Origin of the sequence: Virgibacillus ndiopensis, assembly GCF_900187325.1 — a bacterium.
GTDB lineage: Bacteria > Bacillota > Bacilli > Bacillales > Amphibacillaceae > Virgibacillus_E > Virgibacillus_E ndiopensis.
This window is the reverse complement of the sequence record NZ_FZMZ01000004.1, coordinates 304,474-327,796: the sequence shown is the minus strand read 5'-3', so window position 1 is coordinate 327,796 and position 23,323 is coordinate 304,474. Positions and strand designations below refer to the sequence as shown.

The window sequence follows — 23,323 nt, the reverse complement described above, 5'->3', positions numbered from 1 at the left end:
ATACTTTTTTCATACTAAAAACTCGAACATAATTAAATATAATAGCGGAATAATAGGAGGGAAAATTCAAAGAAATTAGGTGAAATAATGAATATTAATCAAATATATACACTGGTGAGGTCGTATATATAATCATTCGTAATCCCCATGCTCAAGATGTAGCTAATGTACAACAGGCGGCTGTAGTACAGAATCCAGATAACCCCACTGAACTAGCACTGTTTTCACATGAGAATTACTTCCCTTTGACAGATGAACTTGCTGTATTTAAAACAGAGTCGGAAGCGGAAAAAGCATTTTATGAAGCATTTGGTTCACCTGAGGAAGGTGGAATCTATGGTTAAAGCCTTTGTCCCCCAATTAATTTATGTTGAACCTCGTGCGTTAGAATACTCACTTGGTAGAGAACTTACTAATAAGTTTGAAAAAATGGGAATTGAAATAAGGGAAACCACTTCCCATAACCAAATCAGAAACTTGCCAGGGGAGAATCATTTTCAAAAGTATCGGAATGCGAAATCAACCCTCGTTATTGGTATTCGTAAAACATTAAAATTTGATACATCGAAGCCTTCAGCGGAGTATGCGATTCCTTTTGCAACAGGCTGTATGGGGCATTGTCATTATTGCTATTTGCAAACAACGATGGGGAGTAAACCGTATATTCGGACCTATGTAAATACGGATGAAATTTTTGATGCCGCAGAAGTATATATGCAAGAACGTGCACCTGAAACAACAAGATTCGAGGCTTCTTGTACTTCTGACATAGTAGGTGTGGACCATTTAACGCATACATTAAAAAAAGCAATTGAATTCTTTGGCAGATCGGAGTATGGAAAGCTTCGTTTCGTAACGAAATTTGAACATGTAGATCATCTTCTAGATGCCGAACACAATGGTAGGACGCGTTTTCGTTTTAGTATTAATGACGATTATATTATTAAATATTTTGAACCAGGAACCTCAAGGCTAAACGAACGGATTAATGCAGCTGTGAAAGTTGCTGAAGCAGGCTACCCCTTAGGGTTCATTATTGCTCCAATTTATTTACATGATGGTTGGAAAACTGGCTACCATGAAATGTTAGAAAAGTTAAAGGCTGCACTACCGGAATTTGTGAAAAAAGATCTTACTTTTGAAATGATTCAGCACCAATTTACGAAACCGGCAAAGCGTGTTATTCAAGAAAATTATCCAATGACAAAACTTGAACTGGATGAGTCGAAACGGAAGTGGAAATGGGGAAGGTATGGAATTGGTAAATACGTTTATACAAATGAGGAACAAGAGGATATTAAAGATACTTTAGGAGGGTATATTCATAAGTTTTTTCCTGAAGCAAAGATTGAATATTTTACATGATTGTTATTCTTTTGCGGTCACGATTAGTAACCGGTAAAGGATGTACACCCCCATATAAGAACCAGTAATTAAGAAAAACGGGTTTAAGAATACAGCATGAATATTTGTCATCAAGACGGTATTATCTTTAATAATTTGGTAAATCGATAATGAAGTAATATTTCCAAAAACAAATGTGGATATTAAGGCACCTATATTAAAAATAAGTCGAAATTTTATCAAGTATTTTTGGGCAAAGAACATTATTAAAGGTAATAGGATGATTCCAAAAATCAATACTATTTTCAAGTTATCACCTCTATGAACAAATTGTATAACAATTAAAAAAGAAGGGATGCAGCTAAATGAGACATCCTTTCTTGTATTATTTAGTATTCGAGTGAGTATTATGCAATTAATTATAGTATATAACTGAAAAACTAAGCATAAAAAGGGAGGTTCGCCAAATAATATAGTTATTTAAACGAGGAGGCGAAAATGATGCGTCAGGAGCAGCAATCAATTAATTCAATTGAAAGCTCATTAATACATTACAAAGAAGGGATTGGACATTTTACCGATAAGATGCCTAATATCATAAAAAAGTATAATGATTTCACGCAGGCTTGTTTTCAAGAAGGAAGCTTAACCCAAAAACATAAACAGCTTATTGCTTTAGCTATTAGTGTAAATGAGCAGAATGAGTATTGTATCATTTATCATACAAAGGGTTGCCTTGATCAGGGATGTACAGAGGATGAAATCTATGAAGCAATCGGTGTTTCTTCTGCTTTTGGCGGTGGAGCATCTATGAGTCAGTCTGTAACACTTGTTCAGGAGGCAATGGAAGAGCTTGACTCTACAAAACATTAAACCGTGTTTGGCTAAGTAATATGAATTTTTAAAAAAGTCAACGAATCTATATAAAAGGAGCTCTTGTTGAGCTCCTTTTATATGCTTTCGATTATAATAAAATTTAGACTTATTTTTCCCAATTGATTTACCTAGTGAAATATAAATGTAATATCATCATAATAATAGTGTCATTTTGAGATGATATACTATTGGAGGAAAAATACTAACTAAAAATGGGAAGCGAGGGAAAAAGTTGACGAGAAAATTAACTGTAATTACCCTAGCAACTTCAATCGTTTTAGGAAGCTTATCTTTTAGCAATTATAGCTATGCAGACACAAATCAAGACTTAGAAAATATTCAGGAACAACGCAAGAATGTTAAAGAAAATCTATCAGAAGCAGATAGACAGGTTGCTAACCTTATGGCTGAGATAGAAGACCTGAATAAAGAAATTGAACGAGTAAATCAATCATTAAATGAAAAGCAAGATCTGATTGAAAAAACGGAACAGAATACTACAACTATAATAGAAGATATTAGAGTCCTTCAGGATGAAATTAAAGAATTAGAGGCAGATATTGAAAAACGCCAGGAACTTTTAAAGAATCGAATTGCTGCTTATCAAAAATCGGGTGGTAAGATGAGTTATTTAGAAGTTATTTTTGGTGCCCAAAGTTTTAGTGATTTTATTAGCCGTGTTTCGATCGTCACGAAAATTACAGAATCCGATGAGTCTTTAATAGACAATCTCGAAAATGATATACATAAAGTAGCAAAAAAGCAAAAGCTTGCACTGGAAAAGCTTGATGAATTAAACGCGATGAAAGAAAAGCAGGAGAAAACACTGACGCAAATTAAAGAAGAAAAGCTGCAAAATGAGCAGCATAGAGCGACATTAGAAAAGAAACAGCAAGAGTTGATTGCATTAATAGAGAAGTTACAAACTAAAGATAAAAGTCTTGCTTCACTTGAAATGGAAGTAAAACATAATATTGAAGCAGCAGAAAAAAGAGCATTGCAAGCTGAACAAGCAGCAGAAAGAAGAAATGAAGCAAAAGCAAAGGCGGAAGCAGAAGCTAAATCAAAATCAGAAAAAGAAGCAATAACAGAGATAAAAGAACCTAAACAGGAAAAACAAGACAACGATGGCAAAAAAACATTTACTGTTACTGCAACAGCCTATACACTGGATAGCGCTGGAGGCTCTGGAATGACTTACACTGGAATCGATTTAAGGGAAAATCCGAACACGAAAGTAATCGCAGTCGATCCAAATGTTATTCCGTTGGGGTCAGTTGTCCATGTAGAAGGATATGGTTATGCGATTGCAGGCGATATTGGCAGTGCAATTAATGGTAACAAAATTGATGTTTATGTTCCAACCGAACAAGCCGCAATGGAATGGGGAGTACGTACTATTGAAGTGACGATTCAATGATGGGCATACGAATTATCAAATGAGTTTTATCAAGTGCATAAAACACTTGCAAATTCACAACGAATTTTGCAAGTGTTTTTTATAGCAACAAATACAAAATTTCGACATAAATCTTCAATTATCCGTTCAAAAATTTTAGTTCGTCCTTTATAATAGAATTAAAATGAGAATAGGAGATTGATAGATATGGGGAAAAAACAACTTAAGATATATACATTCATTGGAATTCTCCTATTAGGGATCGGTATACCGTTTACTATTCATAAAAGTAGTGGAGATGAATCACATTTCGTAAAATTACATACAACAAAAGAGACAAGTTTGGAAAAAATAGATACTTCAAAAAAATTCCAATGCTTTACATATAATTCAGGCCTGAATTTCGAATACCCTGATGCGGTAAGAGGAATTTATGTTACTGGTCCATCAGCTGGTGGAAGCAGGTTTGATCAACTTCTCAAATTAGTGGACAACACAGATTTAAATGCAATGGTAATCGATATAAAAGAGGACCATGGTAACCTTACTATAAAACCTCAAGAAGGGTCACCGTACGAAGATATCGCGCTTAATTATATTAATGAACCAAGAAAAATGCTTAAGGTACTTGAGAAAAAAGGAATTTATCCAATTGCCCGGATTGTCGTTTTTAAAGATTCTGTTTTAGCAAAAAAACGTCCAGATTTGTCATTTACTGAAAATGGAAAGGTATGGACGAATGGAAAAGGGGAAGCTTTTGTAAGTCCTTTTCAAAAAGAGGTTTGGAAATATAATGTGGACATTGCAAAACAAGCGGCAGAGCTAGGTTTCCAGGAAATTCAGTTTGATTATGTTCGTTTTCCTGAAGGGTTCGAACGGTATGAAAAAAACCTGAATTACGACCAAGGAGACTATAAAAATGAGGATATAAGTAATGTTCAGCGCCGAGTAAAAGCTGTAACCGATTTTGTTTCTTATGCAAAAAAGGAGTTAGCATATTATGGTGTTGATGTAGCTGTTGATATTTTTGGCTATTCAGCAACAATTCCGGAAGCACCAGGTATTGGGCAAAACTTCTCAAAAATATCTAGCAATGTGGATGTTATTTCATCGATGATTTATCCAAGTCATTGGACAACTTATTTCGGAATTGAATTTCCAGACAAAGAACCATATAAATTAGTGACGGAATATGCCAAAGTGGAAAATGACGTATTAGGAAAACTTGAAAACAGGCCAACATCAAGACCGTGGATCCAGGATTTTGAAGCACCATGGCTATACGATGGAGCACCGAAACAATATGGCAAAGAAGAAGTGGAAGCACAAATAAAAGCTTTGCAGGAAAATGGCATAAACGAATTTTTAATTTGGAATGCTGGTAACATTTATACGGAGAATGTTGATTATACCCCAATGAATTAATGTGAGAAATGTCCCAAGGGCTTGCAGCTTTTTTGGGGCATTTTCTGTTTGTATTAGAAAAAACAAAAACGTTTTAAAACACATTGTTAGGTTAAACTAAGTATGAAGCTTTTTCTAAAAGGTGATCTATAGATATAAATTTGGCTATAGCATGTTGACATGTCCAGTTCCATTTTCTCAGCGATTTAACAAATTGTGAATCTTTCGTTATAATAAGGAGGACTACTAAAAAAGGAGTAGATCTATGAATTGGTATGAAAAGTTAAACAAGTATTTTCCTGTAGAAGAAATGAAATCTAAAGAACATATGGAAATGCTTCTAAAGGAAAAAGGAGACGTGTATTATAAGGATGAAGGTCCTTATCACGTTTTAATGTATGCTGAATTTGACACATTTATCTTTATAGATTATGTATATGTTTCGGCAAAATCGAGAGGTCAAGGGATTGGACATAAGTTAATTGAGAAGCTAAAACAAAAAAACAAGCCAATTATCTTAGAAGTGGAGCCTGTTGATTATGAGGACTCTGATACAGAGAAAAGACTTCATTTTTATCAAAGAGAAGGATTCACCCACGCGCAGTCTATCGGTTATAATCGTCGGTCACTCGCTACGAATGAAGAAACTCCAATGGAAATTCTATTTTGGTCTCCAAACGAAGATTCCGAAGATGTCATTTATGAGAAGATGAAGAAAATGTATGAAGATATTCATACGTATAAAGATGAAGAAATTTACGGGAAGTCATATCAACCAGTTGAAGAGGTTTTAAGTTATGATGAAGACCGGGAATCAAATAATATTTTTGAAGGCTTGCGAGAACCTGAAAAAGCATGATACAAGTAGCCCCTTGCTCCACGGGTAAGGGGCTATACAAATAAAAAGTAAATATTTTTTCAAATAAAGGGTTTAATTGAAAATAAAACGGGTATCTTAATCATAAATATTAACATTTCGTGAACATTTGAATTTCAACTAACTTTTCATGGATACCCTCTACCTTTTACTTGACAAATGTAGTATAATTATACATATAAGGTTATTTAAACTTATTTTAATCTGATAAGTTTTTCAAAGTTTATGAAATGACCCTACACTTATAGAAATGAGGAGTGAAGTTTCATGGTAACACTTTATACCTCACCAAGTTGTACATCTTGCAGAAAGGCAAAAGCATGGCTTGAAGAACAGGAGATACCGTTCACTGAACGAAATATATTCTCAGAGCCGTTGTCGCTAAATGAGATCAAAGAAATATTGCGTATGACTGAAGATGGAACTGATGAGATTATCTCAACCCGTTCTAAAGTATTTCAAAAATTAGACGTAAATATTGATCAATTGCCTTTAAAGGATTTGTTTAATTTAATTCAACAAAATCCTGGATTATTACGTAGACCCATTATTCTTGATGAAAAACGTCTACAGGTTGGATATAATGAAGACGAGATTCGTCGTTTCCTACCTAGAACTGTGCGTACGTTTCAATTACGCGAAGCTCAACGCATGGTAAACTAATTTTTCAATAACGATGTAGAACTTTGATACAACAATAAAACGCAGAACCTTTGAGTTTAGGTCTGCGTTTTTGCTTTCATTATATCTTATAAAAAAATCAAAATATGTAATGACAAAACAAATAACATACGTTAAAATATAAAATTAACTATTATAGGCATTTAAATTTTCAAAATGCTACTTTCTGTCATACAATGACAATATAGATAAAGATGAATGGTTAGCAATGTATTCAGCATAATTGAAGGTGAAGTTGTCTCTTCCACCTAACTATTATAGAGAAGGGAGAGAATTAGGATGGATATAGAAAGAATTAACGAAAACACAATAAAATTTTATATTTCTTATATCGATATTGAAGATCGCGGTTTTGGCAGAGAAGAAATTTGGTATAACCGTGAACGCAGCGAACAATTATTCTGGCAAATGATGGAAGAAGTTAATTATAAAGAGGATTTTAGTGTCGAAGGTCCATTATGGATTCAAGTGCAGGCTTTGGAAAAAGGTTTAGAAATTCTTGTAACCAAAGCACAAGTATCCAAAAATGGTGAGAATATTGAGATCCCAACTGAGAATGGTAAAATGATTGATCTGTCTGAAGATGAAAATATTGAAAACATGTTAGATAATAAATATGGAAAAAGTGATGATAATGACTATCCGGAATTAGATAGTACAGATGATGAGGGTAATTTATCTTTGATTGTAAGCTTTAGCGACTTTGAAGATGTCATTCAATTGAGTCACTATTTTCAGGAGATCAGTTCAGGCATTGAAGAGGATAGTTTATTCCATTACAGTAATGATTATTATCTCTATATCGAATTTTCACAAGGTATACTCGAAGAAGATGACCAGGAAGACTTAATTAGTCAAATTCTAGAGTTTGGCAATGATACAGATATAACCATTCATTTTCTAGAAGAATATGGGAAAAAGGTGTTTGAGAACAACACATTTTCACAAGTTAAATCGTTTTTCCCGGCACAACTATAAGGCATCCATTGGGTGTCTTTTTTTATTTGGATTTTATACAAGCTCTGACTCATTCCTAAGCAACAATAATTTTAAAAACATTCTTTCTGAAAAAACAGGATTTTGTCAGTCTTTGTCGAATTGTATAGATATACGGAGGTGTTTAGAATATATGCTGCAAGCAAAAACTAAAGAAGGGAAATTGGTAACGCCTGCTTCGTTATCAAAAGCTGAGATAGCGTATGCTAAAGAAAATCAACAATTTTTCTGTCCAACATGCAAGGAACAAGTGACTTTGAAGGCAGGGGCAAAAATGATACCACACTTTGCCCATCGATCAAAACGAAATTGCCCTTCACATGAAAGTGGGGAAGGACACTATCATGAAAATGGAAAACATATTTTGTTTCAATGGCTTCAACAGCAGCAGCTTGATGTAGCGTTAGAAGTTTATTTACCGGAAATTAATCAACGGCCAGATTTGCTTGTTCATATCGGTAAAAAAATAATTGCCCTAGAATTTCAATGTGCTAGAGTACCAGTTGAGCAAATCAACAGTCGTAACGACGGATATATACGAGCAGGAATTACACCAATCTGGATCCTAGGTGCAAATCGATTTACTCGTTTAAAGGAACACCATTTAAAACTTGATCAATTTATCCTCCATTTCATTCATCAGTTTTCACCAAATTTTCCGCAAACACTTTATTTCTTTTGTCCCAACACCAATCAATTCATAGTATTTCAGGATATTCAGCTTACTAGGCTAAATCAAGCAATAGGGAGATTTCATATTGTTTCACTAAACAAGCTGACATTTACCGATTTGTTTCAACATAATTTACTTGGCCAATATAAACTTCACCACCTATGGAAAATAGAAAAACGACTTTTTCGGCTTAAACAGCGCCAACATCTCCGTGGACGAGAGCTTGCCTGGCATCAATGGTTATATCTCAAACAAACCCACTTGGAGTTTCTCCCATCAATTGTCCATCTTCCAGTATCTTCCCAATATTTAATGCGAAGTGCCCCATGGGATTGGCAAAGTCGTCTTCTAATCGATGTAGTGAATCCTTTGCCAATCGGAGGACAATTTTCTATCGCTACCTGTAAACATATACTACGCAATCAACTAATTTCTCCAAATTACTTTCCTCTTATAAAATCAAATGCAAATCCAATTCAGGAATATTTAAAGCTTTTAACACAGCTGTGTGTGATAAAACAGTTTGCTGCCCAACAGTTTATTAAATTAAAAGAGATTACTTTTCATAAAAATGTTGAGGAAGCGTTAGAAGCAGATGAGAAAATAATCAATGCCTTACTAACAAACATTCCAAACAAAATACAAGCATGATTAAGAAGATATTCGTTATACTAGAAATAATAAAGTTTTTAAAGGAATTCCCAGCTTTTTTGGAGAAAGGTATAGTGTATAGACAAAAAGGAGGAAGTTTAATTGGCTAAAGGAACAAAAGAATTACCGAAACGTAGTGAATTACCTGAAGAGCGTACATGGAAATTAGAAGATATTTTCGCAACGGATGAAGCATGGGAAGAGGAATTTAAGAGTTTAAAAGCGGATATTCCAAAAGTGGAGGAATATCAAGGAAAGATTGCCGAATCAGCTGATAATCTATACGACTTATTTAAATTACAGGATGATATTTCAGAACGACTTGGTAAATTGTTTACATATGCACATATGCGGTATGATCAGGATACCACAAATTCAAAATATCAAGAAATGAATTCCAAAGCGGAGAACGTTTTGACAATTGCTTCTAGTTCAATGAGTTATATTGTTCCTGAAATTCTGGAGATTGGTGAAGCTAAATTAAAAGGTTTCCTTGAAGAAAAAGAAGAACTAAAATTATATAGCAAGACTTTAGATGAAATTACTCGTCAGCGCGCCCACATTTTAAGTGAACGTGAAGAAGCACTTTTAGCTGAAGCGTCAGAGCCACTATCCAATGCATCAACGACATTTGGCATGCTGAACAATGCAGACTTAACTTTCCCATCGATTACAAACGAAAAGGGAGAAGAAGTAGATCTTACACATGGACGTTATGTTGGATTTTTAGAGTCAAAGGATCGTCGTGTACGTGAGGAAGCATTTAAAGCGATGTATGATACGTACGGTAAATTTAAAAATACGTTCTCATCCACATTAACAGGAACAGTGAAAGCAGATAACTTTCATGCAAAAGTCCGTGATTATGATTCGGCGAGACAGGCAGCACTTGATAATAACAACATTGATGAGCAGGTTTACGATAACTTGGTAGAAGCGGTAAATGAAAAGCTGCCACTCCTTCACCGCTACACGGAATTGCGTAAAAAAGTGTTAGAAGTGGATGAACTACACATGTACGATGTATATACACCATTAGTGAAAAACGTTGACATGGACATTCCGTATGAAAAGGCTAAAGCATACGTCATGGATGGATTAGCTCCGCTTGGTGAAGATTATTTAAATGTATTAAAAGAAGGATTCGAAAATCGCTGGATCGATGTTGAAGAGAACAAAGGTAAACGCAGTGGAGCATATTCTTCTGGCGCATACGGAACAAATCCGTACATTTTATTAAACTGGCAGGACAACGTAAATGATTTGTTCACCTTGGCACATGAATTAGGCCACTCATTACACAGTTATTATACACGAAAATCACAGCCTTTCCGTTATGGGAATTATTCAATTTTCGTTGCAGAAGTAGCATCAACTTGTAATGAAGCATTATTAAATGATTACATGCTGAAGCACTTAGACGATGAAAAACAAAAGCTTTATTTACTAAATCATTTCCTTGAAGGCTTTCGTGGTACAGTTTTCCGTCAAACGATGTTTGCTGAATTCGAGCACGACATTCATGTTCGCATGCAAAATGGTGAAGCATTAACAGCGGAAAAACTAACCGAAATTTATTACGATCTCAACAAAAAATATTTTGGGGATGCTGTTGTGTCAGATGAAGAAATTGGATTGGAATGGGCACGAATTCCACATTTTTACTACAATTATTATGTCTATCAATATGCAACAGGCTATTCAGCCGCAACAGCACTAGCTGGTAAAATTCTTTCCGGCGAAGAAGGTGCAGTTGACCGTTATCTCGATTTCTTAAAGGCTGGAAGCAGTGACTACCCAATTGAAGTATTGAAAAAAGCAGGTGTTGATATGACATCTAAACAGCCAATCTTAGCAGCGCTCGATGTATTTGAAGAAAAATTGAGTGAAATGGAGCAAATGCTTTTAAAGTAAGATCAGTCTGTAAAGGAATATGAACTACGACATGGCTATCAAATCATTGATTTGGTAGTCATTTTTTGATTTTAAAATTATATTCTGAAAATTTGTGGTAGAATGAGTTTGTTGGGCTGGGTTGGCCGTGTATATATACTATTCTTGGGAGCGTGCGGTAATTGGGTTGAACGTGCAATAACGAGGTGGAAGGCGCGGTAATTGGAGAGTAGCGTGCAGCATCCTGAAGCGTGCAACAAAGAGAAGAAAGTGTGCAGTAACTAACACGTAACGCGCAATAAAGAGAAAAAACGTGCAATAACGAGGAAAGAGCGCGCAGTATCCAGAGAGTAGCACGCAATAAATATGAAAAAACGTGCAATCTCACATTTAGACACGCTACTTAAAATATCGTATAACTATCAAAAAATGCCAAAACTGTGGGCTATAAGTTTGTTTCCAATCTTGGTCATCATCCAACTAATTTTAGTTCTGTTTGGACAACGACCAGATAGTTTTATTCGTGTATTTCTTGAAACAAGCTCTTTTAACTATTCGATTATCCCAGCGCCAAAACCTGATATAGTGGAGGGGGACGGACATTATTTGTGTACAGTTTCTGCAAAGGGACATAAAAAATTAGTCAAACCAGTCAGATCAGGTATTAGGAGAGGGAGAAGAATTTCGGTCACTCGCCAGTTGCTAATTGCCAATGCCTTTGAAAATATACTTGAACAATATTTACCAACATTCCATAAAGTTATCCGGAACTTTTACGATAGGTATGGCTATCCAATCAGTAAACATATTAATTCAAAATGGTCTGCAGATAGCGTATATCTCTTAATGAAACCGTTGGAATGGCTCTTTCTTATTACATTATATACAGTGGACAAAAAGCCAGAAAACAGAATTCATATACAGTATAGTGAATTGAGGAAGTAAAATAACCAACTTTTTTCCCTTTGACTTTTTCTAAAATAGAATCTATAATAATTATCATACTTTTAAACGTTAAGGAGGATTATTAAAAAATGACACATGCTATGAGACTTCGATTCCCAACTTTGAACTAGTAATTAAATACGTTCAAAGGCTCTGTTTGTATATACAGGGTAAACGGGATTAGTCTGTCCTTTTTTAATAATCTTCATTTCATATAAAAAATATGTAATGTCCAGAAAGACGGATTGTTCTGCCTTTCTTTATTTATGTTTGCTATTTTCTTCTTTTGTTTTCAAAAGAGGTTTATTTTGCTGGCGTTTTTTTTACAGCCCTTAACCTAATAAGGATGGATCTTCTTCCGTTTACTCTGAATCACAGGCAGTTGCCTGTGATTTTTTCAGTTTCGAAAGGAAGAGAAAAAATGACCAAGTAAAAAAACGAATAGGAGGTAGCAAATAATGGAAAAAGTATGTCTTGAATTAGAAAATATTGAACTCTCATTTTTTGATCAATTAATATTAAATATCCCACGCCTAGCAGTGCATCAGTTTGATCGTATCGGTATTGTTGGAAAAAATGGTGCCGGGAAGAGTACACTATTAAAACTAATGAATGGTCAAATCACACCAGATACAGGGCAAGTAAAAAGCTTTGCTGATTTTGCGTATTTCGATCAGCTAACATCACCAATTGAAAAAGAAGTAGATTATGAATTAGTAGGAAAGCTGTCCATTCCGCAAACAGAAATTGAAAATTTAAGTGGTGGTGAACAAACACGGATGAAGTTAGCTCAATTCTTCTCAACCTATCATGAAGGTTTATTGATTGATGAGCCAACTACTCATCTTGACGTAGCTGGTACACAATTTTTCATCGAAGAATTGACTTATTATTATGGTGCACTCGTTCTTGTCAGTCATGATCGGTATTTATTAGATAAACTCGTGACAAAAATTTGGGAAGTTGAAGGGGGCAGCGTAGCAGAATACACAGGAAACTATTCAGATTACGAGGCACAAAAAGAGCTTCAGCGAAAACAACAACTAGATCAGCATGAAAAGTATTTAAAAGAAAAATCTCGTCTAATAAATGCCGCAGAGGAAAAAATGAAAAAAGCTGACAAAATTACGCAGGCAAATAGACATATATCAAAAAAGGAAACGAAAGCTAAAGCGAATAAAATGTTTATGACAAAATCAAAAGATACAAGTCAAAAGTCAGTTCAACGTGCAGCAAAAGCAATGGAGCAACGGGTGGAACAACTTGAAGCAGTGGAGGCGCCAAAAGAAGATCAAACAATTCGTTTTCATCAGCCAAACACACTAAAGCTACACAATAAGTTTCCAATTATGGGAGATCGATTGACTTTAAAGGCAGGAAACAAAACACTTCTTGAAGAAGCAAATTTCCAATTTCCATTAGGTAATACCATTGTGATTACAGGAAATAATGGTTCAGGCAAAACAACCCTGTTCCGACATATTTTACAACATGGAGAGGGAGTTATTATTTCCCCAAAGGCTGTCATGGGATCATATGAACAAAAGGGTTATCAATTTGAAAAGAGTGAAAGTGTACTAGTATATATGAAGGAGAGAAGTAACTATGATGAAAGTAAAATACGTGCAGTCCTTCATGCAATGAACTTTACAGGTAATGACATAAAAAAGAATGTGCAAGATTTAAGTGGTGGGGAAGCGATTCGTTTAGTATTGTGTCAGCTTTTTTTGGGCAGATATAATGTGTTGATTTTAGATGAGCCGACGAATTTCTTGGATATATTTTGTATTGTAGCGTTAGAACGCTTTTTGAAAGCATATGAAGGAACAGTTCTTCTCGTATCACATGATCGTACTTTTATTGATCGTGTAGCTGATTGTGTATATGTCATGGAAGAATTAAAATTAAAGTTAAGGATCTAATGTTAGAAGCAGGTATCTCTGCTTCTTTTTTTCGAAATAACTCTTTCTAACGGTGAAATAATAGAAAAGTACATTCTTTATGTTGACCTTTTCGCTAATTATTCAGACAATTACTATCCTTCATGACTGGAAGTAGAAATATTATGTTACTATTGATCTAGAGTGAGGAAGCGAAATTGATCGTTATGAACATGCATAATAAAGGAGGATTTAAATGCCAGATTCAGAGAAAACATTAAGGATCTGCGATAAAGGACACAAGTATTATAAAAGTAGTGATTGCCCAACCTGTCCGACCTGTGAGCAAGAACGTAAACCTGGAAATGGATTTCTTTCATTGCTCTCAGCACCAGCAAGACGAGCGCTGGAAAACAACGGGATAACCTCATTGGAAGAACTATCAAAATATAGTGAGAAAGAGATTTTACAATTACACGGTATGGGGCCAGCTTCTTTACCTAAGCTTAAGTCAGCATTAAAGGAAACTGGGTTATCGTTTAGAAATTAGCCGTTTAGCTGACTCGGGGTGATTTTGACAGAAGATGGTTCATTGTGTATTAGTGTGAATGCTGTGGTTATCTAGGAGTACATTTTTTGCGATCGTTCACTTATAGCAATGATTGGTTCCTTGTTAACGAGTTATTTTATGAAATAAAAGAAATTGGCCAATACCTAGCAGGGAAGAAATAAGGAGGTTTATAGAATGTTTATTTATTTTATTGCAGTAATCTTAATCATCTTTCTGTTTGATTTTGCAAGAATTCGAAAGCAAAACGATATAATGATTGAACAAAATGAGAAGGTTATTTCTTTATTAGAAGAAATAAGGAAATAAATAGAAAATGGCTTGTAACCATGTAACATTACTGACAAATAAACGTCTAACGGGGAAAAAGGGGATGTTAGTCGTGAAAATAAATCAGTGTATAATGTTTTTTTTCATGTTATTATTCTGTATAACAGCAGGTTGTTCAAATGTAACCAAAGAAGTGCCAACCAAAGAGGAACCACCTGAAGCGAAAGTACAGATAAATGATAAAAATATCCAAACAACGAAAGGTTCCTATAGTTGGGAAACAAAAGGACTATTATCTAACAGTAGTGTTATAGCTGATGCAGCCGCACCGTATCAATTAGCCGAAGATATGGCAGCGAAACTGGTGGAAAAAGGTTCAATAGCTAATGTCAAATTTACTGATGGTTCCAAACCACAATTGGAGGCATATATATGGGAAGAAGAGGTCCGAGGAAAACGTTTATCATTAAATGAGTCAAAATTAACATTGCCGTCTCAAAGTGGAAAACATGTCATAGAAATTTTTGCAAATTGGCCAAATGGTGATGCTTCCTATACTTTTGTGGCGGAAGTGCAGTGAGTATTTGTAATTCATTAACCTATGTTAACTAAACAGAATAGGTGGTGTTGGAATTGAGTAGATTAATGAAATCATCGACGGATAAGGCTTTATTTGGAGTTTGTGCTGGGTTTGCTGAGTTTTTTAGAATTGAACCGATAATTGTAAGATTAATATTTATCTTTCTCCCAGTTTCTATATTTGCTTATTTGATACTTGCTGCGTTATTGCCGAAGAATCCATCACTCTATTAGTGTGAATACAACTGCTACCCATCCACTGTCTTCAATAGTTGCGTAATACTGAGTAACCAAGATAATAATGGTGTAATTGCTAATATTGTAGTATTTCTCAGATGACATATTTTCTTTTTCGATATACCTTTACTCAGTTGATAAGCTATTGCCAATACTTAACTAAAATTATTATGGCAATTGTACTTGCCATATTATAACCCACCCTTCTCAGTACAAATTATAATTCCTCAAATGGCCATGTTTAGAGCTCATGAGGAATTATTTTTTGCCATGTTTATCGGACATGTTAAGCAGTTAACAAGCTGATTGAAGTAGGGTTATACATTATATCCATAGCAATTCCTCAATTGGGGGAAAAACCAGACAGGTAAAACGTGTGCCACTCCCCTTATGGAGATTGCCACTTCTAATGTATCAGAGTTTATAACCAGTTCGGCTTTTAAATCTTTTTAAAAGAACAGAACTTTCTACTCTTGTTATGCCTTCAACTGAGTATAATTCATTATTAATAAATATCTCTAGCATTTTAAAGTCTTCTACTAGAACATGCATGTGTAAGGTACTAGGTCCTGTCATTTGATAAATACTAGCAACGTTAGGGTTATCTGCAAGATTTTGTGCAACTTCCTGAAGCTGTTTCGGTTCGACATCTACTTCAAAAAATGCTGATACCTTTTTCCCGAATTTCTCAGAATTTATGACAACTGTGAACTTCTCAATTACCCCCTCATTTTTGAGATTTTGAATTCTATCTTTTACTGCTACCCTTGATAATCCTACTTTTTCCGCTAATTCTACGTACGATATTCTTCCATCTTTAATTAATTCATCTAAAAGTTTGTGATCAATTTCATCATATTTCATAGACTTTTCTCCTAATACTATTATTTTATTTATCATAAAGTAAAAAACTATCAAAAGATTTTCTCTAAGATATAAATATATTATACAAAATGAAATCGTTTTTGTGAAATTATATTCATATATGAAAGTTATTTTTGAATTATAGTTTACTTTTGTTCATAATTATATTGACATTTAATTCTTCCTTTTGTATCATGTTAATAATTTAATAAATAGTGTGAAAAATAATAAAAGTCATAATAAAAGGAGGGATAGGGTGATTGGGTTAATAGTTAGGAGATTTCTTCAACTAGTTTTACTACTACTAGGTATTTCATTCTTAGTATTTATGAGTATGCATATTGCTCCAGGAGATCCAGCAACTATAATTGGCGGACCAACTGCAAGTGCTTCAGACCTAGAGGCGATTAGGAATGATTTGGGATTAGATAGACCAGTAATTGTCCAATATGCAGATTATTTAGGTGGAATCTTGCAAGGAGACTTTGGTTATTCCTTCCAAACAGGTCAACCGGTAACAGATGCCATCTTAACTCGATTTCCAAATACGATAAAGCTTGCAACTGCAAGTATGATCGTAGCAATAATAATTGGAATAGTTACAGGTATAGTTTCCGCAATAAAGCAAAATTCTTGGATTGACCTGTCAAGTACGACCTTCGCATTGGCGGGGGTATCAATACCGAATTTCTGGCTAGGCACAATGTTAATACTTGTATTTGCTGTAAATTTACAATGGCTTCCAGTTGGAGGATTAAGTGCCCCCATATATACCATTGAGGGTATGAAAGAATTGATTTTACCAGCTATTACATTAGGAACGGCCTCAGCAGCTTTAATCGCCCGAATGAGCAGATCGGCAATGTTAGAGGTGATTAGGTCAGATTATATTCGTACTGCAAAAGCAAAGGGTGTCAAGCCGCGTTCGTTGATTTGGATTCATGCTTTGAGGAATGCAATGATCCCCGTTGTTACAGTTATCGGAATAAATTTTGGTGGATTATTGGGCGGTACCATTATTACAGAGCAAGTATTTGCTATTAATGGGATTGGCAGATTGATGATTGATGCAATTGCATCAAGGGATTTTCCAATCGTACAGGGGACTGTACTATTAGTGGCTGCTATATTTGTACTCGTTAATTTAATAGTAGATTTAATTTACGCGTTTATTGATCCTAGAATAACTTACAACTAAAAATAGTAAGGAGGTGAAGCTGATGCCTGCTGATGTAGCGTTTAATGAGAAAAATATAACACCTAAGAAAAAAGAAAGGTATATTGTTCAAACTCTTAAACGGGTACTCAAGAATAAACTAGCATTTATAGGAATTATTATTATTAGCATACAAATCATCCTAGCTATATTTGCTCCTATTTTAACGAGTTATGGTCCATATGAGCAAAATTTGGCAGTGACTGAGCTTGGAATCGGAGAGGAAGGACATATTCTTGGAACGGATAACTATGGAAGAGATATGTGGTCACGGCTGGTTTATGGTGCTAGGATATCTCTTATTGTAGGATTGTCATCTGTAGCCTTGGGTCTAATTGGAGGTCTTACTTTAGGTCTTCTAGCTGGTTTTTATAGAAAAATTGATGGTTTTGTAATGCGGATTGTAGATTTGTTGTTTGCCTTCCCTGGCATCCTTCTAGCTATGTTAATCATTGCAATGTTAGGAACAAGTCTAGTAAATGTTGTTATTGCTATAAGTATTTGGTCTATTCCTGGGTGTGCAAGAATTGTAAGAGGAAGTGTTTTATCGATTAAAAAGCAAGAATACATTTTAGCCATGAAATCTTTGGGGGCAAGTGATGTAAGAATCATGCTTAAACATATATTGCCTAATTGTACTGCACCTATTATTGTATTTGCAACAATGAGGATGGCTACAGCTATTTTATCTACATCTGCTTTGAGTTTCCTGGGTCTAGGAGCTCAACCGCCAACACCTGAATGGGGTGCAATGATTGCCGCTGGTCAAGATTTTATGTGGAATGCTCCACATATGTCAATCATTCCAGGGATAGCTATTATGCTCACTGTTTTCGCATTCAATGTTGTTGGTGACGGATTAAGGGATGCATTAGATCCAAATATGGAGTTAGATTTATAACAAATAGGAGGCTTAATAATGAAGAATAAAAATCTTTTTCAGTTTATAACATTTTTATTAATCACAGTATTTGTTGTAGTTGGATGTAGCGATAAGAGCAGTAGTAAAAGCGGTGGGACAAGTAATGGTGGTGCACCTTCAGAACTTACATATGCATCAACTAGTGATGCTGCTGGGTTATCTCCAATTGATACGAATGATTCAGTTTCATCAAACGTTACGGGGCAAATCTATGAAACTTTATTTACACAAGATCCAAAAACATTAGAAACAGAGCCGTTACTAGCAGAATCATACGAGACACCTGATGATAATACTTGGGTGATAAAGTTACGCGAGGGAATTACTTTTCATGATGGTACTCCATTCAATGCAGAAGCAGTAAAATATACGTTTGAACAAATTAAAGATCCCGAAAGAGCTGCACCCAGGGCGTCATTACTTGCACCAATAGAATCAATTGAAGTAAAAGATGAATATACAGTTGTTCTTAAAACCAAGGAACCTTATGGGCCAATGTTAGCAGCTTTAAGCCATACAAACGCAGCCATTGTTAGCCCTGCTGCTGATAAAGAGGGGGATATCGGGAAGAACCCTGTAGGTACAGGTCCTTTTGTTTTTGAGAAATGGGTTGAAGGTGACCATGTAACATTGAAAAGAAATGAAGACTATTGGCGTGAACCAGCTGAGTTAGAAAAGGTTACGTTTAAGGTAGTTCCAGAGACTTCAACGGCTATTTCGATGCTTGAAACGGGAGAAGTTCAATTTATCGATGCATTACCTTCTGATCAGCTTCCGAGAATTGAGTCAATTAAAAGTGTAAAGGTACAAAAGTCTGAGGGGACACGTGTATCTTATCTAGGTTTTAATATGGAGAAGGCACCATTTAATGAATTAGAATTTAGACAAGCAGTGGCATATGGTGTTGATCAAGAGGCATACGTTGCACAATTAAATGGTTTAGGGACATACAATGAGAGCATTATTGGTCCAAAAGTGTTTGGTTACAATGAAGAAGCTAAAAATGAGGGCTATCCATTTGATAAAGAAAAGGCAAAGGAAATGATTAAAGAAAATGGATATAGTGGTGAAAAAATTACACTTTTAACAGCAAATCGCGACAATTATATGAAAATGGCAGAAATTGTTCAGTCTCAATTAACGGAAATTGGACTTACTGTAGAAATCGAAACAATGGAATGGGCAACTTTCCTAGATACTGCTAGAAAGGGAAATTATGAAATGACGTTCCTAGGCTGGTCAAACAGTACTGCTGATGGTAGCGAATTGTTATATCCAAATTTGCATTCAGATAATATTGGATCCTCTAATTACAGCAGGTATAAAAATGAAGCATTTGATAAATTAGTACAAGAATCACGTTCAACTGTTGATCAAGAGGTTCGTAAAGAAAAATTACATGAAGCGAATATTATGGCAATAAAAGATGCACCTTGGATAGTGATGGAGCATGGTACGGTAACAGCTGCCTATGATAAATCTGTTAGTGGCTTAGTTGTTGATCCTACTGGAAAATGGTCACTTTATAATGTTAGCAGAAAGTAGGGTGAAATATGGAAAGGTTACTGCAAGTTGAAAATCTGGTTACGCAATATAAAACAGCCGAGGGAATGTTCTCGGCTGTTCAAGGTATCTCATTCACCGTAGAAAAGGGAGAAACATTATGTATTGTAGGAGAGTCTGGTAGCGGAAAAAGTGCTACTGCCTTATCCATAATGGGTCTATTACCAGCCAACGGCAAAATCACAGAAGGATCAATTCGTTTGAAGAAAGATGAATTAGTGGGGAAAACAGAAGAGCAGTTGCAAAGGATCAGAGGGAATGAAATATCGATGATCTTTCAAGAGCCAATGACTGCTCTTAATCCCGTTTTCACTATTGGGTTTCAGATTCGAGAGCCGTTAACGATACATCGAAAAATGTCAAAAAAAGAAGCCACGCTTGTTAGTATTGAATTGCTTGAAAAGGTAGGAATACCAAACCCAAAGGAAAAATTAAAGCAATTTCCTCACGAACTAAGTGGTGGAATGAGACAAAGGGTGATGATTGCTATAGCATTGGCATGTGAACCGTCTTTGTTAATTGCAGATGAACCAACTACAGCATTAGATGTAACTATCCAGTCACAAATTTTAGATTTAATTGATGATTTAAAAGAACAAATGGGCATGGGTGTTGTATTTGTAACTCATGACATGGGTGTTGTTGCTGAGATTGCTGATCAAGTAATGGTAATGTATGCGGGTGAAGTTGTCGAAATGGGTGATGTGTATAGTATATTTAATAACCCAAAAGATCCTTACACAAAAGGACTTTTGGCAGCAGTGCCAAATGTGGATGATGATAGTAAAAATTGGCTTCAGGGGGTGAATATACATGGGGAATCAACAGCCTCTTCTTGAAGTGAAGGATTTGAAAAAGTATTTTCCTATAAAAAGTGGGATATTGCAGCGAACAAAGGCAAATGTAAAAGCAATAGAAAATGTTAGTTTAAGGGTATATGAGGGAGAAACGCTTGGTATTGTGGGTGAATCTGGCTGTGGGAAATCAACTTTTGGCAGAACAGTCCTGGGGTTAGAAAAGCTTACAAATGGCTCGATTCTATTTCGTGGTGAGAATATTGAAGGCCTGTCAGATCGTAAATTAAAAGGATATAAAAAGGATATGCAAATGATATTCCAGGACCCGTTTGCTTCTTTAAACCCGCGACAACGAATTGGTAATGCGTTGGAAGAGGCATTTATAATTCATACCGATTTATCAAAAAAAGATCGAGAAAAGCGGGTTCGTGAACTTTTAGTGGAGGTTGGATTAGAAGAAGAGCATTATGATCGATATCCACATGAATTTAGTGGAGGACAACGACAGCGAATTGGTATTGCCCGGGCAATTGCTCTTAATCCGTCATTAATTATATGTGATGAAGCAGTATCAGCACTAGACGTATCGGTGCAAGCGCGAATTATTAGGCTCTTAATAGAATTACAAAAGAAGTATAAATTGACATATATGTTTATTTCACATGATTTAGGTGTTGTTCGGCACATGTGCAATCGGGTTCTAGTAATGTATCTCGGAACCATGGTGGAATTAGGTTCATCAGATCAAATATACAAAAATCCAATACATCCATATACAAGAGCACTGTTATCGGCGATTCCTCGTCCCGTACCAGGTCGTAAAAAGAACCATATAAAGTTAGAAGGAGATCTGCCAAGTGCTTCCAATTATCCATCGGGCTGTCCGTTTCATACCCGATGCCCATTAGCACAGGAGCATTGTAAGCTAAAAGTTCCTGAATGGCGCGAAGTAGAGGAGGGGCATTTTGTTGCATGTCATGAAGTTTGATGCCGCTTATTTATAATAATATACCTAGAAATTAGTTTATACGAGGAGTGTTTTAACATGTTGAATTTTAACCATCAATCGTATCCATATGCGAATACGCGAAATGCAACATATGCAAAAAATGGCATGGTAGCAACATCTCAACCGCTTGCTACCCAGGCTGGATTAGATATTTTGAAAAAAGGCGGTAATGCAATAGATGCTGCAATAGCTACAGCAGCATGTCTTACGGTTGTTGAACCAACTTCTAATGGAATTGGGGGGGATGCCTTTGCATTAGTCTGGACTAAGGGTGAATTACATGGACTAAACGGAAGTGGTCGATCACCTAAAAGTATTTCAATCGATGCCATTAAAGCGAAAGGGCACGAAGAAATTCCAAAGTATGGATGGATACCAGTTACAGTACCAGGTGCACCTGGTTCATGGGCAGAGCTTTCCAATAAGTTTGGAAAACTTCCATTAACAGAGGTGTTAAAGCCAGCCATTACGTATGCATCTGAAGGTTTTCCTGTTTCCCCGACATTAAGCAAGTATTGGAGACGAGCATACAACGTTTTTAAAAAGGAACTAAAAGATGACGTTTTTACCAACTGGTTTGATACTTTTTCACCAAGGGGAAGGGCACCACAAACAGGTGAAATATGGTCATCACTTGATCATGCGGAGACGTTACAGTCAATAGCTGAATCAAATGCAGAGTCGTTTTATAAGGGGAAGTTAGCTGATAAAATTGCCAGTTTTTCAAAAGAAAATGGTGGCTATCTAACCGCTGAGGACCTTGCAGAATTTAAAGCAGAATGGGTAAAACCAATCCATGTTAATTATCGAGGCTATGATGTCTGGGAAATCCCGCCAAATGGGCAAGGAATTATTGCACTTCAAGCATTAAACATATTAAAAGGATTTAATTTTACAGAAAAAGAATCCGCAGACACCTATCATAAGCAAATTGAAGCTATGAAACTAGCTTTTGCGGATGGGCATAAACACATAACGGAAGAAAATTGTATGACGTGTACAACGAGCGATTTATTATCTGAAGACTACGGGGAATTACGTAGAAAGCTTATTGGTGAGGAGGCAATACTTCCTAAAGCAGGCGAACCCTCTTTAAGTGGGACTGTTTATTTGGCTACAGCCGATAATGAAGGTAATATGGTTTCGTTTATACAAAGTAATTACATGGGGTTTGGTTCGGGCTTAGTTGTACCAGGTACAGGGATTGCCCTACAAAACAGAGGGCACAATTTTTCAATGGATCCAAATCATGTAAACGCGTTAGAAGGCGGTAAGAAAACATACCATACCATTATTCCAGGATTTTTAACTAAGGGAGATCAGCCCATTGGTCCATTTGGTGTAATGGGAGGGTTTATGCAACCTCAGGGACATGTTCAGGTAGTTATGAATACAATTGATTTTGAACTAAACCCACAGGCAGCATTAGATGCTCCACGCTGGCAGTGGCATAAAGAAAAGACAGTCGAAGTTGAACACAGATTTCCGCATCATCTAGCTACTGCTTTAGCAGAAAAAGGTCATGATATTCGAATTGCTCTTGAACCAAACAGTTTTGGGCGTGGGCAAATTATATGGCGGGATCCTGATTCAGGTGTGTTAATTGGCGGTACGGAATCAAGAACTGATGGAACTGTTGCTGCATGGTAACAGATATGCAGAATGATCTTAAGGAATGT

Annotated in this window: 23 protein-coding genes and 1 pseudogene; 22 read left to right on the top strand and 2 right to left on the bottom strand. The window is 35.8% G+C overall.

Annotated elements, in window-relative coordinates; genetic code table 11:
- The first annotated feature begins 104 nt into the window (after positions 1–104).
- Positions 105–344, top strand: coding sequence for a transcriptional regulator SplA domain-containing protein (locus CS937_RS03840; RefSeq protein WP_099157146.1), 240 nt, complete (start codon positions 105–107; stop codon positions 342–344).
- Entirely contained in the window at positions 337–1,365 is a 1,029-nt protein-coding gene (gene splB, locus CS937_RS03835) for a spore photoproduct lyase (protein WP_099157145.1), read from the top strand. The genes CS937_RS03840 and splB overlap by 8 nt, the downstream gene beginning before the upstream one ends.
- Before the next feature lie 3 nt (positions 1,366–1,368).
- Here the strand turns inward: splB and CS937_RS03830 are convergent, their stop codons facing one another.
- Positions 1,369–1,653 carry a transposase gene (locus CS937_RS03830; RefSeq protein WP_099157144.1) on the bottom strand — a complete coding sequence of 95 codons (285 nt, stop codon included), beginning with the start codon at positions 1,651–1,653 and terminating at the stop codon, positions 1,369–1,371.
- A 189-nt stretch (positions 1,654–1,842) separates the two neighbouring features.
- Here CS937_RS03830 and CS937_RS03825 point away from each other — a divergent pair, with 189 nt between their 5' ends.
- From CS937_RS03825 to CS937_RS03765, 14 genes and pseudogenes are all read left to right on the top strand, one after another.
- Complete coding sequence (locus CS937_RS03825) at positions 1,843–2,217, top strand: carboxymuconolactone decarboxylase family protein (RefSeq protein WP_425445448.1); 375 nt, start codon at positions 1,843–1,845, stop codon at positions 2,215–2,217.
- Positions 2,218–2,452: 235 nt separating this feature from the next.
- Positions 2,453–3,640 (top strand): PcsB-like coiled-coil domain-containing protein, encoded by a 1,188-nt coding sequence (locus tag CS937_RS03820; protein WP_099157142.1) that lies wholly within the window; start codon positions 2,453–2,455, stop codon positions 3,638–3,640.
- 186 nt (positions 3,641–3,826) lie between these two features.
- Entirely contained in the window at positions 3,827–5,044 is a 1,218-nt protein-coding gene (locus CS937_RS03815; RefSeq protein ID WP_099157141.1) for a putative glycoside hydrolase, read from the top strand.
- Positions 5,045–5,288: 244 nt separating this feature from the next.
- Entirely contained in the window at positions 5,289–5,882 is a 594-nt protein-coding gene (locus CS937_RS03810; RefSeq protein ID WP_099157140.1) for a GNAT family N-acetyltransferase, read from the top strand.
- Between the two features lie 285 nt (positions 5,883–6,167).
- Positions 6,168–6,563, top strand: coding sequence for a transcriptional regulator SpxA (spxA, locus tag CS937_RS03805; RefSeq protein ID WP_099157139.1), 396 nt, complete (start codon positions 6,168–6,170; stop codon positions 6,561–6,563).
- Positions 6,564–6,860: 297 nt separating this feature from the next.
- Positions 6,861–7,559, top strand: coding sequence for an adaptor protein MecA (gene mecA, locus CS937_RS03800; RefSeq protein WP_099157138.1), 699 nt, complete (start codon positions 6,861–6,863; stop codon positions 7,557–7,559).
- Between the two features lie 151 nt (positions 7,560–7,710).
- The gene (locus CS937_RS03795) at positions 7,711–8,901 is read left to right on the top strand and encodes a competence protein CoiA (RefSeq protein WP_176555738.1); all 1,191 of its coding nucleotides are present in this window, start codon (positions 7,711–7,713) and stop codon (positions 8,899–8,901) included.
- A 102-nt stretch (positions 8,902–9,003) separates the two neighbouring features.
- Positions 9,004–10,815: an oligoendopeptidase F gene (gene pepF / locus CS937_RS03790; protein WP_099157136.1), complete on the top strand. Its 1,812-nt coding sequence runs from the start codon at positions 9,004–9,006 to the stop codon at positions 10,813–10,815.
- A 378-nt stretch (positions 10,816–11,193) separates the two neighbouring features.
- A pseudogene (locus tag CS937_RS03785) lies at positions 11,194–11,739 on the top strand (DUF6688 domain-containing protein); the annotation flags it as partial.
- A 458-nt stretch (positions 11,740–12,197) separates the two neighbouring features.
- On the top strand, positions 12,198–13,661 hold the full coding sequence (locus CS937_RS03780) for an Msr family ABC-F type ribosomal protection protein (protein ID WP_099157135.1): 1,464 nt from the start codon (positions 12,198–12,200) through the stop codon (positions 13,659–13,661).
- Between the two features lie 214 nt (positions 13,662–13,875).
- Positions 13,876–14,169 carry an RNA polymerase alpha subunit C-terminal domain-containing protein gene (locus CS937_RS03775; RefSeq protein ID WP_099157134.1) on the top strand — a complete coding sequence of 98 codons (294 nt, stop codon included), beginning with the start codon at positions 13,876–13,878 and terminating at the stop codon, positions 14,167–14,169.
- Positions 14,170–14,364: 195 nt separating this feature from the next.
- The gene (locus CS937_RS19785) at positions 14,365–14,496 is read left to right on the top strand and encodes a hypothetical protein (protein ID WP_281251871.1); all 132 of its coding nucleotides are present in this window, start codon (positions 14,365–14,367) and stop codon (positions 14,494–14,496) included.
- A 73-nt stretch (positions 14,497–14,569) separates the two neighbouring features.
- On the top strand, positions 14,570–15,037 hold the full coding sequence (locus CS937_RS03770; protein WP_099157133.1) for a hypothetical protein: 468 nt from the start codon (positions 14,570–14,572) through the stop codon (positions 15,035–15,037).
- A 53-nt stretch (positions 15,038–15,090) separates the two neighbouring features.
- Positions 15,091–15,270, top strand: coding sequence for a PspC domain-containing protein (locus CS937_RS03765; protein WP_425445447.1), 180 nt, complete (start codon positions 15,091–15,093; stop codon positions 15,268–15,270).
- Between the two features lie 417 nt (positions 15,271–15,687).
- Here the strand turns inward: CS937_RS03765 and CS937_RS03760 are convergent, their stop codons facing one another.
- Positions 15,688–16,137, bottom strand: a complete 450-nt coding sequence (locus CS937_RS03760) for an Lrp/AsnC family transcriptional regulator (protein ID WP_099157132.1) — start codon at positions 16,135–16,137, stop codon at positions 15,688–15,690.
- Positions 16,138–16,393: 256 nt separating this feature from the next.
- Between CS937_RS03760 and nikB the strand changes: the two genes are divergently transcribed.
- The 6 genes from nikB to ggt are packed head-to-tail and all read left to right on the top strand — an operon-like array spanning position 16,394 to position 23,294.
- Positions 16,394–17,335 (top strand): nickel ABC transporter permease, encoded by a 942-nt coding sequence (gene nikB / locus CS937_RS03755; RefSeq protein ID WP_099157131.1) that lies wholly within the window; start codon positions 16,394–16,396, stop codon positions 17,333–17,335.
- Between the two features lie 22 nt (positions 17,336–17,357).
- The gene (locus tag CS937_RS03750) at positions 17,358–18,254 is read left to right on the top strand and encodes an ABC transporter permease (RefSeq protein WP_099157130.1); all 897 of its coding nucleotides are present in this window, start codon (positions 17,358–17,360) and stop codon (positions 18,252–18,254) included.
- 18 nt (positions 18,255–18,272) lie between these two features.
- Positions 18,273–19,820 carry a glutathione ABC transporter substrate-binding protein gene (locus CS937_RS03745; RefSeq protein ID WP_099157129.1) on the top strand — a complete coding sequence of 516 codons (1,548 nt, stop codon included), beginning with the start codon at positions 18,273–18,275 and terminating at the stop codon, positions 19,818–19,820.
- An 8-nt stretch (positions 19,821–19,828) separates the two neighbouring features.
- A complete protein-coding gene (locus CS937_RS03740) occupies positions 19,829–20,677 on the top strand; it encodes an ABC transporter ATP-binding protein (RefSeq protein ID WP_099157128.1) in 849 nt (282 codons plus the stop codon).
- Positions 20,652–21,623 (top strand): ABC transporter ATP-binding protein, encoded by a 972-nt coding sequence (locus tag CS937_RS03735; RefSeq protein WP_099157127.1) that lies wholly within the window; start codon positions 20,652–20,654, stop codon positions 21,621–21,623. Before CS937_RS03740 ends, CS937_RS03735 begins: the two co-directional genes overlap by 26 nt.
- A gap of 57 nt (positions 21,624–21,680) precedes the next feature.
- Complete coding sequence (gene ggt, locus CS937_RS03730; protein ID WP_176555737.1) at positions 21,681–23,294, top strand: gamma-glutamyltransferase; 1,614 nt, start codon at positions 21,681–21,683, stop codon at positions 23,292–23,294.
- Positions 23,295–23,323 lie beyond the last annotated feature (29 nt).